At 42.0% G+C, this 12,625-nt stretch carries 10 protein-coding genes; 4 read left to right on the top strand and 6 right to left on the bottom strand.

Features of this window, described 5'->3' with window-relative positions:
* Positions 1-27: 27 nt before the first annotated feature.
* Positions 28-1,002: a Gfo/Idh/MocA family protein gene (locus WMO31_RS00330; RefSeq protein WP_155129089.1), complete on the bottom strand. Its 975-nt coding sequence runs from the start codon at positions 1,000-1,002 to the stop codon at positions 28-30.
* Between the two features lie 63 nt (positions 1,003-1,065).
* Positions 1,066-1,458, bottom strand: coding sequence for a hypothetical protein (locus tag WMO31_RS00325; RefSeq protein WP_324496445.1), 393 nt, complete (start codon positions 1,456-1,458; stop codon positions 1,066-1,068).
* A 443-nt stretch (positions 1,459-1,901) separates the two neighbouring features.
* Between WMO31_RS00325 and WMO31_RS00320 the strand changes: the two genes are divergently transcribed.
* Both WMO31_RS00320 and WMO31_RS00315 read left to right on the top strand, forming a co-directional pair.
* On the top strand, positions 1,902-3,353 hold the full coding sequence (locus WMO31_RS00320) for an MATE family efflux transporter (RefSeq protein WP_367999007.1): 1,452 nt from the start codon (positions 1,902-1,904) through the stop codon (positions 3,351-3,353).
* A gap of 177 nt (positions 3,354-3,530) precedes the next feature.
* Complete coding sequence (locus tag WMO31_RS00315) at positions 3,531-4,781, top strand: chloride channel protein (RefSeq protein ID WP_367999006.1); 1,251 nt, start codon at positions 3,531-3,533, stop codon at positions 4,779-4,781.
* A gap of 208 nt (positions 4,782-4,989) precedes the next feature.
* On the opposite strand, the gene WMO31_RS00310 is transcribed toward WMO31_RS00315, so the two are convergent.
* The 4 genes from WMO31_RS00310 to WMO31_RS00295 form a co-directional block, all read right to left on the bottom strand.
* The gene (locus WMO31_RS00310; RefSeq protein WP_367999005.1) at positions 4,990-6,273 is read right to left on the bottom strand and encodes an alpha-amylase family glycosyl hydrolase; all 1,284 of its coding nucleotides are present in this window, start codon (positions 6,271-6,273) and stop codon (positions 4,990-4,992) included.
* A 13-nt stretch (positions 6,274-6,286) separates the two neighbouring features.
* A complete protein-coding gene (locus WMO31_RS00305) occupies positions 6,287-6,982 on the bottom strand; it encodes a flavodoxin family protein (RefSeq protein ID WP_367999004.1) in 696 nt (231 codons plus the stop codon).
* Positions 6,983-7,150: 168 nt separating this feature from the next.
* Positions 7,151-8,362, bottom strand: coding sequence for an iron-containing alcohol dehydrogenase (locus tag WMO31_RS00300; protein WP_101029450.1), 1,212 nt, complete (start codon positions 8,360-8,362; stop codon positions 7,151-7,153).
* Between the two features lie 166 nt (positions 8,363-8,528).
* Positions 8,529-9,440, bottom strand: coding sequence for a LysR family transcriptional regulator (locus WMO31_RS00295; RefSeq protein WP_101070611.1), 912 nt, complete (start codon positions 9,438-9,440; stop codon positions 8,529-8,531).
* A 203-nt stretch (positions 9,441-9,643) separates the two neighbouring features.
* Here WMO31_RS00295 and fabF point away from each other — a divergent pair, with 203 nt between their 5' ends.
* A complete protein-coding gene (gene fabF / locus WMO31_RS00290) occupies positions 9,644-10,870 on the top strand; it encodes a beta-ketoacyl-ACP synthase II (RefSeq protein ID WP_117886664.1) in 1,227 nt (408 codons plus the stop codon).
* An 85-nt stretch (positions 10,871-10,955) separates the two neighbouring features.
* Positions 10,956-12,617 carry a class I adenylate-forming enzyme family protein gene (locus WMO31_RS00285; RefSeq protein WP_367999003.1) on the top strand — a complete coding sequence of 554 codons (1,662 nt, stop codon included), beginning with the start codon at positions 10,956-10,958 and terminating at the stop codon, positions 12,615-12,617.
* Positions 12,618-12,625: the final 8 nt, after the last annotated feature.

Below are 12,625 nucleotides of genomic sequence, written 5' to 3'. Positions count from 1 at the left end.
TTTAGTATCAAATTAAATTCAAAAAACTTACTCTTCTTCGGGATATTTCATGCCCCAGCTTTTGCGGATGTCGGTCATGATTTTCATAACATCCTTTGTGTAGTCAAGGTGCATAAGAGCCGTGTCGCCCTCTATCGCCTTTTCCATATCTTCAACCTCATAAAGCAAAGCGTCCTTTGTCTGACCTGCCGAGATTGTTTCACAATGGCCGTCAGCCGTGTATGTAATCTTTGCCTCCATGCCTCTGGGATATTCAAAAATTTCAACATAACCCTTGTCAAACGAGATTGTGCCACGCTTTGGCTGTTTTGCGTGAAGGGAAAGAATGACAGTTGCCATTTCCTCCTCTTTATTCTTTAAAAGAATACTCGCTTGTTCGTCAACGCCTGTTTCTGCATATTTAACCTGCGACAACACATCGTTTGGGCATGAGCTCATAAACATACGAACAAACGAAAGCGCATACACGCCGATGTCAAGCATTGCACCGCCTGCAAGATTGCGGTTGAAAAATCGGTTGTTCATATTATACTCTTTGTAACTGCCGAAATTCATCTGAATAAGCCTAAGCTCGCCAAGGTCACCTGAATTTACCTTTTCAAGAAGTGCCTTGTAAATCGGCATATGGAAAATTGTCATTGCCTCTGCAAGCACAACATGGTTTTTCTCTGCAAGAGAGATTGCCTCGTCAAGTTCATCTGAATTAAGCGTTATCGACTTTTCGCACAAAACATGCTTTCCTGCCGCAAGAGCCTTGCGAAGATATTTTATATGCGTGTTGTGCGGTGTGGAAATGTAAATTATGTCAACATTTTCGTCTTTAAACAGCTCGTCAATATCGTTGTAAACCTTTTCAATGCCGTACTTTTCGGCAAACGCAACCGCTTTTTCATGGGTACGGTTTGCAACGGAATAAAGTTTCTGTCCTCTGCTTTTGAGTGCGGCTGCAAGCTCATTTGCGATAACTCCGCAACCGAGTGTTGCCCAGTTGTAGTTTTTCATAAAAACACCTCCGTATATTTTTCGAGAAAAGTTTAACACACGGAAATGCGTCTGTCAACGGTTTTAGATAGCTTTTCTCGTATCTGCTCCGTACTTTTTCATAATCTTGCGAAGTTCGTTATTTTCGCTTTTTGAAAGACTAAAATACATAAATCCGTGCTTAACAATTTCATCACCGTCACACGCAGGCATATATGTATTACAGCCTATTCTTATTGATGCCTTTTCGGAAAAACCACAAGACGGTGAATCAAAATATGCGGATTTGCCCTCAAACATTTTCTTCACGGTTTCGGCATCTTCGGCAGACATCTTAGCGTCAACCTTGTCGCAGTACTCAACATCAAAATACACGGTAGGCTCACACGCATAGAAACTGATTTTCGGCACGGCAAATACTGCGGCGGCAACGCATAAAACAACTGCAACCACAATTACAGCAATCTTTTTCTTCATAACATTCACTCCTTTTCGCTTATCCCTTTAAACATATATTATATTAAGTTTGTATCATAATTGTATCATTATAATTTAATCGGCATATACAACAATTTTAAAATCATTTATTTGTAGGTTAAAAAATTTTTCGTCAATGCTTACAAGAGAGCAATTTTACTTTTGTTGAAGAGGCACAAATTGCATACAAATTCAAAGCCTTGCTTATTGAGAAAAAACAGTATAAAAATATGCAGAAAAGCAGTTTTTACCATATTATAAAGGCATAAAAAGAAGATTTTTGACGAGGTAGTTATTGTAACTAAAATTGTGAGCAAAGTAAACTTTATGTTTATAAGGTATTTTGCTTGTTTATTTTAGTCAACAGGATTACAATAATTGTGGAAAACGGAAAAGAATGGTATTGTTTACAAAGATTATGTGATTGAAGAGGTTAGAAATTAATGGAGAAAGTCAAAAAAATGCCCTCACTTGCGTTTGCAAGTCTGTTTAAAAGAAACAAAGGTCAGAATACCGTAAAAGAAAAGCGACAGCGCTCACACCAGATAAATATGCTGGAAGGTCCGCTCGTAAAAAAAATTCTTCTTTTTACACTTCCGCTTGCAGGATCCAGTATTCTTCAACAGCTTTTCAACTCAACCGATGTTGCGGTGGTCGGCAGATTTTCAAGCAGTCAGGCACTTGCCGCAGTCGGAAGCAACGGTCCGCTCATCAATATGCTTGTACTGTTATTCACGGGACTTTCGGTCGGCGCAAATGTTTTGATTGCACGATATATCGGTCAAAATGACCGTAAAAAGGTTTCGGAAGCTGTTCACACGGTAATAACACTTTCACTTATATGCGGATTTCTTCTTCTGATACTCGGTCAGGTTATTGCAACACCGCTGTTAAGGCTGATGAACACACCGGATGATGTAATTGACCTTGCGGCAACATACCTGAGAATTTACTTTATGGGCATGCCGTTTGTAATGCTCTACAACTTTGGTTCGGCAATTTTGAGAAGTGTAGGCGACACAAGCCGTCCGCTCTACTGTCTTGTAATTTCAGGTATTGTAAATGTTCTTTTGAACCTCTTCTTTGTAATCGTCTGCGATATGAGCGTTGCAGGAGTCGGCATTGCAACAGTAATTGCCGACGGCATAAGCGCCGGACTTGTTATGATGTTCCTCATCAGAAACGAAGACAAGTCAATCAGAGTCAATCCAAAAAAACTTTCATTCAAGAAAGAACATCTCATTATGATTTTGAAAATCGGTGCTCCTGCAGGTATTCAGGGTATGGTTTTCTCAATTTCAAATGTATTCATTCAGACAGCCGTAAACGGCTTCGGTTCACAGGCGGTTGCAGGCTCATCGGCTGAACTCAACTTTGAATACATTACATACTATATAGTATGTGCGTTCAGCCAGACAGCCGTTACATTCACAAGTCAGAACTACGGCGCACTTCAATTTGACAGATGCAAAAAGGTGTTTAGGCTTTGTATGCTTTTCAGCTGTATTTTCACAGGCTGTGTGAGCGTTATATTCATGCTCGGAAGCGGATTTTTCATCACCTTCTTCACAACCGACCCCACCGTTATCAAGTACGCAATCATCAGAATGGCGATTGTTATGCTCCTTGAGCTTATGACAGGTTCATACGAAATCAGCGGCGGTGCGCTCAGAGGAATCGGACATTCACTCCTCCCTGCAATCCTCACAATCTTCGGTTCTGTTGTGTTCAGAATCATCTGGCTCTTCACGGTATTCAAGGCATTCCACACCTACGATATGCTCCTTATGGTTTACCCCGTTTCATGGCTTATCACAGGCACATCCGTTTTGATTGCCTACTTCATCATCAGAAAAAGAGAATTCAAAAAGGTAAGCGCCGCTTTTGAAATTTAAAATCAAATAGGTTTTTATGGCTGACATCGGCATTGGTGTCAGCTGTTTTTGTTTAGAAGAGGCTCTAAAATTAAAAAAATAATAAAAAGCAATTATTTCGTACTTTTTGTGCGGAATAATTGTTTTTTTGCTGTGTTTTATGTTATAATCCAATTATAAACACACGGAGGTGCGACAATGACTAGACGGACTGTTGCCAACAATTTTTTATACTACATTTTTTGCGGATTCAGCGGTGCGGTTACTTCGCTGATAGTATGGCTGTTTCTAAAACTTATGGGCTTGGGAATCGGTCTTGTGTGGGATACAATTCCGTCAAATTTTGATTTCAAATTTTATCCGATTATCGTCTGTACGGCAGGCGGAATTATTCTCGGAATATGGCAAAAGCTGACAAATGCCGTCCCCGATGAACTTGACGAGGTTATGAAAAAGGTAAAAAAAGATAAATTTTACCCGTACAACAAGGTGCTTTTACTCTGCATTTCGGCACTTTTGCCCCTTGTTTTCGGCGGAAGTCTCGGTCCCGAGGCAGGTTTGACAGGCGTTATCGTGGGACTTTGCTACTGGGCAGGAAGTCATATGAAAGACGCTAAAAGTAAAATTCCCGAACTAATGCAAATCGGCATAAGCGCAACCTTGAGTGCGGTATTCTACGCACCGCTTTTCGGTCTTGCATCGGTCAATGAAGAAAGGCTTGACAGCGAAGAAAAGCCTACCGATATCCGTTCAACAAAGCTAATTTCAAACATCATTGCCGTACTTTTTGCGGCGGGAACTCTGTTTTTGCTTAACTCCGTTTTCGGCGGAAGTATGGGACTTCCACGACTTGGTGGTTATAACATTACAAATTTTGAGCGTTTGTGGGGAATTCCTCTCGCACTTTTGGGCGCTGTATGCGGTTTTCTGTTTATCATATCTTCAAAGATTTTCGGAAAATTTTTCGCACTCATTCAGGGCAAGCTCGGCATTATTATCAGCACAACTCTCGGCGGAATTATCCTCGGTGTTATGGGTACATACCTCCCCCTCACAATGTTTTCGGGCGAAGAAAGCATTACCGTTGTCAAGGAAAGCTTTGCCGAATTTGCACCGTGGATTCTTATTATCAGCGGTGTGCTTAAACTTGTTCTCACAAACATCTGCATAAAGTCGGGTTGGAAAGGCGGTCACTTCTTCCCTGTCATCTTCTGCGGAGTGAGCATCGGCTACGGTGTTGCAATGCTCGGCGGACTTGACACGGCATTTTGTGCGGCAGTCATAACGGCAGGACTTCTCGGTGTCACAATGAAAAAACCGCTTGCCGTAACAATGCTCCTTTTGCTCTGCTTTGACGCAAGAGTTATTCCGTGGATTTTGCTCGCCGCATTCCTCGGAAGCATTATTCCGACTAAAATTTTCGGCAGTAATAAAAAGAAAGCTAAGTAAGCATATAAAAAACTGCTTTGCGAACCACCGTTTCCTTTGGAACGCATTGAAGAAATGACCGCTCTTATGGGTGGCGACGGCTCAATTAAATAAAACCAAGAAATCCGTGTTGTAACCATGCAACACGGATTTTTATATAAAGAACAACCTCCCCGTAAGCTGAAATGCTTTGCAGAGAGGTTGTATTATTCTTTTATTGAATTTTATTTTACTTGCGGATAATTATTGCTTTGCCGTTGCAATGAACCTTTCCGTTTGAAACTGTAACTGTTTCACCGCTGATTTCATTTTTATAGTCGCCGTCGGGGAGGTCAACTTTTACATCTGCCGACTTTGATTTAAGGCTGAAAATGCCGACTTTTTTGCTCTTGTTGTTGTCACGCTCAAGAATTGCAATATCGTTTTCATCGTCTGCATCAGCCTTGAAATAATCGTCATCATCAAGAACGGTTTTCTTGATTGTATCAAGCTTTGCAAAAAGGTTGCTCAAATCAATGCCTGTGTTGCGTGGGAAAACATCCTTGTCAAAAAGGCTTGGAGTTTCGTCACAACCGAACTCCTGACCTGCATAGATGAGGGTTGAACCCTTCAAGAAATACAGAAAAGCTGTGTAATTTTCAAGGTCGCTCCTGTTCTTTACATAATGGCAAATTCGTGGCTGATCGTGGTTTTCAAGACAACGCATTTTATCGTAATTCTGCGGATAAATTGCCTCCTGATAATTGAACATATCCATATAATTTGAAAGTGTGGTTTCGCCCTTCAAATATTTGTCGAAAACCTCACGGATATCGTAGTCATATTCCATATCAAAAGCGTCAAAAAGCTCATAGTCGCTTGCGGTATAAATTCCGCTCTTGCGAGAGAACACATTGAAAGAGCTGTGTACGCTTTCGGCAAGCCAAATGCAGTCGGGATTTACCTTTGCAACAGCCTCTCTCGCCTGTTTCCAAAATTCAACGGGAACGAATGATGCAACATCGCAACGGAAGCCGTCAACAATTTTCGCCCACATAACAAGTGAATCAATCTGATACTGCCATAATTCTTTGTTAGAATAATCAAGGTCGATTATGTCGCTCCAATCACCGACTTTGTTGCCAAAATTGCCGTCCGGCTTTCTGTAGAAAAATTCGGGATGTTCAACTGAAAGATTTGAATCGGGCGAAGTGTGGTTATAGACAACATCAATGATGCACTTCATACCCTTTGCGTGAATTTTTTCAACAAGGCTCTTGAAATCGTCCATTGTGCCGTATTCGGGATTTGTTGTGCGATAGTCCTTGTTTGCATAAGGACAGCCGAGAGAGCCTTTTTTATTCTTGACGCCAATCGGATGAATCGGCATAAACCAAATGATGTCCGTACCGAGTGACTTTATTCGGTCAAGGTCGTCTGCAACGGCATTAAATGTGCCGTCATTTGTGTGGTTACGGACATAAACCGAATAAATAACCTTGTTTCTCAAGCTGATTTCAGTATTTTTTGCCATTTAAAACATCTCCTTATGTATTTTTCCACGGTCTGTTTTTACCGTTCCAACCTCGTTCTGCCCAGTAATTTTTATCGGCTTCATTCCAGCCGCTTTTCTGAATCATTCTCATAATAAAGAAAAAGCCTTTTGTTTTTAAACCTGCCTTAACTTTGCCGTTATTTTTCTTTACCTTATTGGCAATTGAGGTAGTCTTTTTGTCAATTTTCTTTTTGAGTTCATCGGTGACGCCTGAATAATTTGTTGCACGAACATTGACACCGTAACGATAAGTTTTTGGAACGCCCCAAAAGAACATACTGTCGGCGATATCCTTGTTGGCAGATTTTGTACCCGAACCTGCGGCTGTCGAAATTACAACCGCCTGCTTTGTGAACATTTTCTGTTCGGGACGGTGAACCATCCAACGATAACCGTAATGATCAAGAAATGCTTTCATTGAGCCTGTGCAATGATAAACATACACGGGCGTTGTAAAGATGAGTACATCAGCCTCGTCCATAGCCTCGGTAATCTTTTTCAGTCGCCCATAATGCGGACAAAGTGTTTCGGATTTTAGAAAACACTGCGTACAACCTACGCAAAAATCGCCGAAATCTCTAGGAAGAAAAAACTCCGTAACCTCGCCGCCTAATTTATCGGCAACCTGCTTGCCAATATGATAGGTTGAGCCTTTATGGTTCTGACCGTTTATTACTGCAATTTTCATTTTATGTCACCAAATTCATCAATTTCAAGTCAATTTTAGCACAACAAAGCAATATTGTCCATATGATTTTTATGCCTTTTAGGAGCATTTTTATGCGGATTTTTTATTAAAAAAACAGCTCCCCGAAAACGGAGAGCTGTGATAAGTACAAATAGATTGTCAAACGAATCAGAAGTCGATTTCTGTATCGTAGTAGCAAGCCTTGAGAAGTTTTTCCATTTCTTCCTGATTTGGCTGGCGTGGGTTAGAACCTGTGCAAGCATCGGCAATTGCGTTCTTGGCAACTTCGGGGAGCTTTTCGAGGAATTCTTTTTCGTCGATAATGCTCTCGTCAGCCTTAACGCCGCCCGGACCGTAGTTCTTAATGCCCTGCGGAATGTTGAGCTGATCGTTCATTGAACGGAGTTCAGCGATGAGTGCGTCAACAAGTTCTTCTGTTGTTTCGCCCTTGAGGTTGATGAACTTAGCAATCTTAGCATAACGCTCAGCTGCAACAGGATCTTTTGAGTTATACTTGATAACCTTAGGAAGATACATAGCGTTTGCACAGCCGTGAATAATGTGACCGCCTGTGAAAGCCGCACCTGTCTTGTGAGCCATTGAGTGAACGATACCGAGCAGAGCATTTGAGAATGCCATACCTGCAAGGCACTGTGCATCGTGCATTTTATCACGGCAAGCCATGTCGCCCTCATAAGACTTCTTGAGGTTGTCGTGAATCATCTCAATTGCATGGAGTGCAAGCGGATCTGTATACTCGCAGTTGAGAGTTGAAACATAAGCTTCAATTGCGTGAGTCATAGCATCCATACCTGTGTGAGCAGTAAGTTTAGCCGGCATTGTTTCGGCAAGTGCAGGATCAACGATAGCAACATCAGGTGTGATATTAAAGTCAGCAAGCGGATATTTGATACCCTTTGCATAGTCTGTGATAACTGAGAAAGCCGTAACTTCTGTTGCAGTACCCGATGTTGACGGGATAGCGCAGAATTTAGCCTTTGTACGAAGTGTCGGGAAACTGAACGGAGTAATAATTTCCTCAAAGGTTGTGTTTGGATACTCATAGAATACCCACATAGCCTTTGCGGCATCAATCGGAGAACCGCCGCCCATTGCAACAATCCAGTCGGGTTCAAATTCACGCATAACAGCGGCGCCCTTCATAACTGTTTCAACAGATGGGTCAGGCTCTACGCCTTCGATAAGCTTAACCTCCATACCTGCTTCTTTAAGATAGTCAACAGCCTTGTCAAGAAAACCGAAACGCTTCATTGAACCGCCGCCGACAACTACAACAGCCTTTTTGCCGGATAAATTTTTAAGACTTGAGAGAGCATCCTTACCATGATAGAGATCTCTCGGTAAAGTAAATCTGTACATTTTAATTACCTCCTGAAAGGATATTTTGTCAACTTCTCCTTGACTACCGTAATTATAACACCGAAGATTTATAAAGTAAATACCTTTTTTGAAAATAATGTGTGTTTATTTTGTGAAATTTTCACTATAATTCTTTATTGGAATTTATATTGAGAAATATACTCAGTTACAGCCCATAAATGTTGTCATCGCCCTTGGCATATTTCTTAACAGCCTCCATAAAAAGCTTTGCAGCAGGATTTGAAATATTCTTTTCCCATGCCATAACATAGGCTATGCTTGTGTCCGCATCATCAATAAGGTATGAATCGGTGTATTCGTCAGAAGTATATGCGGCGACCGAGGTTGGTATGACAGACACGCCGATTCCCGATGACGATGACACATATATGGAAACAAGATCGTCAAATGAATTTTCAATTTTCGGGGTTATGTGAAATGTACGGAACAAATCCATAATTTCCATATATACAATCGGTGCAACCGATTCCGAAAGTACCAAAATACTTTCGTCAGCCAATTCGGAAAGCTTAACGCTTTTTCTTCCGCTGAATTTTGAATTTTTCGCTGTTACAACGGACAAAGTTTCATTATGTGTAATGATTGATTCAATACCTGAGCTTTCGGGAACCATATCTCTCGGCATAAAGCAGAAGTCGTATTCACCGCCTGTGATTGCAAGCGTGCGGTCAGCCTCGTCAAGCTGTCGCACATCAATTGTAATTCCCGGATATTTTTCCGCAAAGTCGGCAATACATTTTGTCGGGAACGAAAGCGAGGTAACATCACAGCCGAGCGTAATTTTACCCTGACCTCCGTCATGCATCTGCTTGATAACGGTTTTTGCTTTCTTTAAAGTTTCAACAATTTCAATCGCATAGGGCAAAAGTGCCTTGCCCTCGCTTGTTATGATAACATCACGGTGAGAGCGTGTAAAAAGCTGAACCCCAAACTCCTTTTCAAGGTCGCTTACATATCTGCTGACGGTTGACTGAGAAACATAGTTCCGCCTTGCCGCCTCTGAAAAGTTGAGCGTCTGAGCCACAGTTATAAAGCAATTGAGCTGATTTATATCCATAATAACCTCCGTTTTGACTATTTCCCGCAGTATTTTGTCGGTTTTTTTCAATATTATGCAAAACTGTAAATTTAAGACTGTCAAATCGTCATTTTTGCATAATCAACGGTATTGAATAATTTTTCCACATTTGGTACAATTCAAGTATAGCATAATAATATGCAAAATGTAAATAACTTATTTTAAAACAAGGAGCTTAACGAATGAAGAAAATAGTTGTAACCGGTATGGGTGCGGTAACACCTGTCGGCATCGGTGTTGAAAACTACTGGAATAATATCACGGCAGGTGCATCGGGCATTGACACAATTAAGACTTTTGATCCGTCTGAACTCGCTGTTCAGATTGCCGGCGAAGTAAAGGACTTTAATCCGTCCGACTATCTTCCAAAGGATTTAATCAGAAAAACAGATCCATTTATGCAATACGCTTATATTGCGGCTGAGGAAGCCATGAAACAGAGCGGAATCGAGATTGAACCCGAAAGAACGGGTATTGTTATGGGTACTGCAATGGCAGGTATTGCAACAATCGCATATACTCAGGAGGCACTCACAGGCGCATCACACAAAAAGGTAGGTCCTCGTTTTATTCCCAAAATTCTCGGAAACATTGCCGCCGCAAATATCGCAATCGACTACAATATTCAGGGACCGAGCTTTACGGTAAGCACAGCTTGTTCGTCAGGCGGTGACGCAATCAACACAGCTTGTATGTGTATGCAGAGCGGCAAGGCTGATATTATGCTCGCAGTAGGAGCAGAGTCCGTTCTCTGTCCTCTTGTAATTTATTCGCTTGCCAACGCAAAAGCTCTTTCAAGAAGAAACGATTCACCAAGCACTGCAAGCCGTCCGTTTGATGTTACCCGTGACGGTTTTGTAATAGGTGAAGGCGGCGGTGCGCTCGTTCTTGAAACAGAGGAACACGCTCTTGCAAGAGGTGCAAAGATTTATGCAGAAATCAGAGGTTGCGGCAACACAGATGACGCTTACCATGTAACTGCTCCGCATCCCGAAGGACGAGGTGCAATCGCTTGTATGAAACAGGCAATTGCAGAGGCAGGAATCAATCCTTCCGACATCGGCTACATCAATGCCCACGGTACTGCAACAAACAAGGGTGACACAGTTGAAACATCTTCAATCAAGAAGGTTTTCGGCAACACTCTCCCCTATGTAAGCTCAACAAAGGGCGCAACAGGTCATATGATGGGCGCAGGCGGTATTACAGAAACAATTACCTGTGTCAAGGCTATTGAAACAGGCACAGTTCCGCCTACAATCAATCTCAACGAGGTTGATCCCGAATGTGCCGGCATTGACTTTGTTGCAAATACCGCAAAGAAAGCCGAAATCAACTTTGCCATGTCAAACGCATTCGGATTCGGCGGTCAGAACTCAAGTATTATCGTAGGCAAATACGGCAAATAATCTGCCGACAAAACAACATACAAGCAACACACATATGTGTGTATAAAATAATGTACACCCATACATAATAGGACAGGGGGATATTATGAATTTAACATATGATTCACAGATGTTCAGAGAAACATTTGAAAGTGAATTTACATGGCTTAACGGCTTTATGAGAAATGTAAGACGCTTTTCGGATAAACCTGCTGCAATTGATCCTCAGAGCGGCAGAACATGGAGCTACAAAGAACTTAATGCCGATGCAAACAGATTTGCAAACGCTATGAAAAAAGACGGCGTCAAGAAAAACGACATCGTGTTTATGCAGCTTTACAACTCACCGCAGTTTTTGTTCGGTTACATTGCGCCGCAGAAACTCGGTGCAATCTCAAATCCCGCTAACTTTAACCTATCACCGGGCGAAACCGCAGAAATTATGGGACACAACAAGCCTGTTGTTTATGTTTATGATGCAGACATTATGCAAACAGCCGTACAGGCTCTTGAAATCTGCGAGCATAAGCCAAAATTGGTTCTCTGCGTTAATAATTCCAAAAAGGAAGTAACTCTTCCCGAAGGACACATTTTCTTTGACGATTACATCAAGGACAGCAGTGACGAAAATCCGCCTGTTGACTATGCGCCGCATATTTATGACGAGGTTTTGAGACTTCAGACCTCGGGTACAACAGGCACTCCAAAGGGTGTTCCGCTTAACGCAATCAACGAAGTTCTTTCGGCTCACGATGTAATTATGCACTTTCCGCTCTCACCCGTTGACATTACGATGAATATGACGCCGTGGTTTCACCGTGGCGGTATTCATTCGGGTGGTCCTACACCTACCCTTTATGCAGGTGCGTGTCTTGTGATTATGAGAACATTCAACCCGAGAAGCTGCATGGACTTTATCGAAAAATACGGCATTACATTCATCACAGGTGTTCCGTCAACTCTTGAGATGCTTGCAAACCGTCAGGAAAAACATCAGAAAAACCTTTCTTCGCTAAAGGGCATTATTACCATGGGCAGTCCGCTTGAAAAAGCCGCTTGCATCCGCTATCAGGAGCTTCTCTCTCCCAACATTTTTAACGGCTACGGCACAACGGAATCTTTCTGGAATACATTTCTTCGTCCGTATGACCTTCCTGAAATGGCAGGTTCGGCAGGCAGATCATGCACAGATGATGAGGTACGACTTGTAAATGTTTATGACGACAGAAAAGCAGAGCCCGATGACACAGTCCCCTGCGATAACAAAACAGAGGGAGAAATCATCATCAAATGTCCGAACAAAACTACCTACTGCTATGTAAATAACGAAAAGGCTACAAAAGACAAGTTCTACAAGGGTTGGATGTACACAGGCGACATCGGCACTTGGAACAGCGAGCAGTTTTTTACAATTGCAGGCAGAAAAGATGATATGATTATCAGCAAAGGCGAAAATATTTATCCTGCAAGAATTGAGGAAATTCTCAACTCACACCCGAAGGTTCAGGAATGTATCGTAACAGGTGTTCCCGATTCAACAAGAGGCGAGTGCGTTGCGGCATATGTAATAAAAGCTGACGAAAGCCTTACGGTTGCCGAGCTTATCAATTTCTGCGACAGCTCACCGAATATTTCAAAATATCAGGCTCCGAGATACTACCGTTTTGTCAATGAACTTCCGCAAACTGCTACAGGCAAGAAACAGCATTTTGTAATAAAAAAACAGGCAGCAGAGGACCTTAAAAACGGTTTGTTGCTTAAAAAATAATTACGGAT

This window comes from Ruminococcoides intestinale, from assembly GCF_040095935.1.
Lineage (GTDB): Bacteria > Bacillota > Clostridia > Oscillospirales > Acutalibacteraceae > Ruminococcoides > Ruminococcoides intestinale.
This window is presented reverse-complemented; position numbering and strand designations above follow the sequence as displayed.

Bases quoted from the DNA above. Each gene is read 5' to 3' on its own strand.
- WMO31_RS00330 (WP_155129089.1), bottom strand. From the start codon at position 1,002: ATGAAAAACTACAACTGGGCAACACTCGGTTGCGGAGTTATCGCAAAT.
- WMO31_RS00310 (WP_367999005.1), bottom strand. From the start codon at position 6,273: ATGGCAAAAAATACTGAAATCAGCTTGAGAAACAAGGTTATTTATTCG.
- WMO31_RS00325 (WP_324496445.1), bottom strand. From the start codon at position 1,458: ATGAAGAAAAAGATTGCTGTAATTGTGGTTGCAGTTGTTTTATGCGTT.
- WMO31_RS00285 (WP_367999003.1), top strand. From the start codon at position 10,956: ATGAATTTAACATATGATTCACAGATGTTCAGAGAAACATTTGAAAGT.
- WMO31_RS00320 (WP_367999007.1), top strand. From the start codon at position 1,902: ATGGAGAAAGTCAAAAAAATGCCCTCACTTGCGTTTGCAAGTCTGTTT.
- WMO31_RS00300 (WP_101029450.1), bottom strand. From the start codon at position 8,362: ATGTACAGATTTACTTTACCGAGAGATCTCTATCATGGTAAGGATGCT.
- WMO31_RS00315 (WP_367999006.1), top strand. From the start codon at position 3,531: ATGACTAGACGGACTGTTGCCAACAATTTTTTATACTACATTTTTTGC.
- WMO31_RS00305 (WP_367999004.1), bottom strand. From the start codon at position 6,982: ATGAAAATTGCAGTAATAAACGGTCAGAACCATAAAGGCTCAACCTAT.
- WMO31_RS00295 (WP_101070611.1), bottom strand. From the start codon at position 9,440: ATGGATATAAATCAGCTCAATTGCTTTATAACTGTGGCTCAGACGCTC.
- fabF (WP_117886664.1), top strand. From the start codon at position 9,644: ATGAAGAAAATAGTTGTAACCGGTATGGGTGCGGTAACACCTGTCGGC.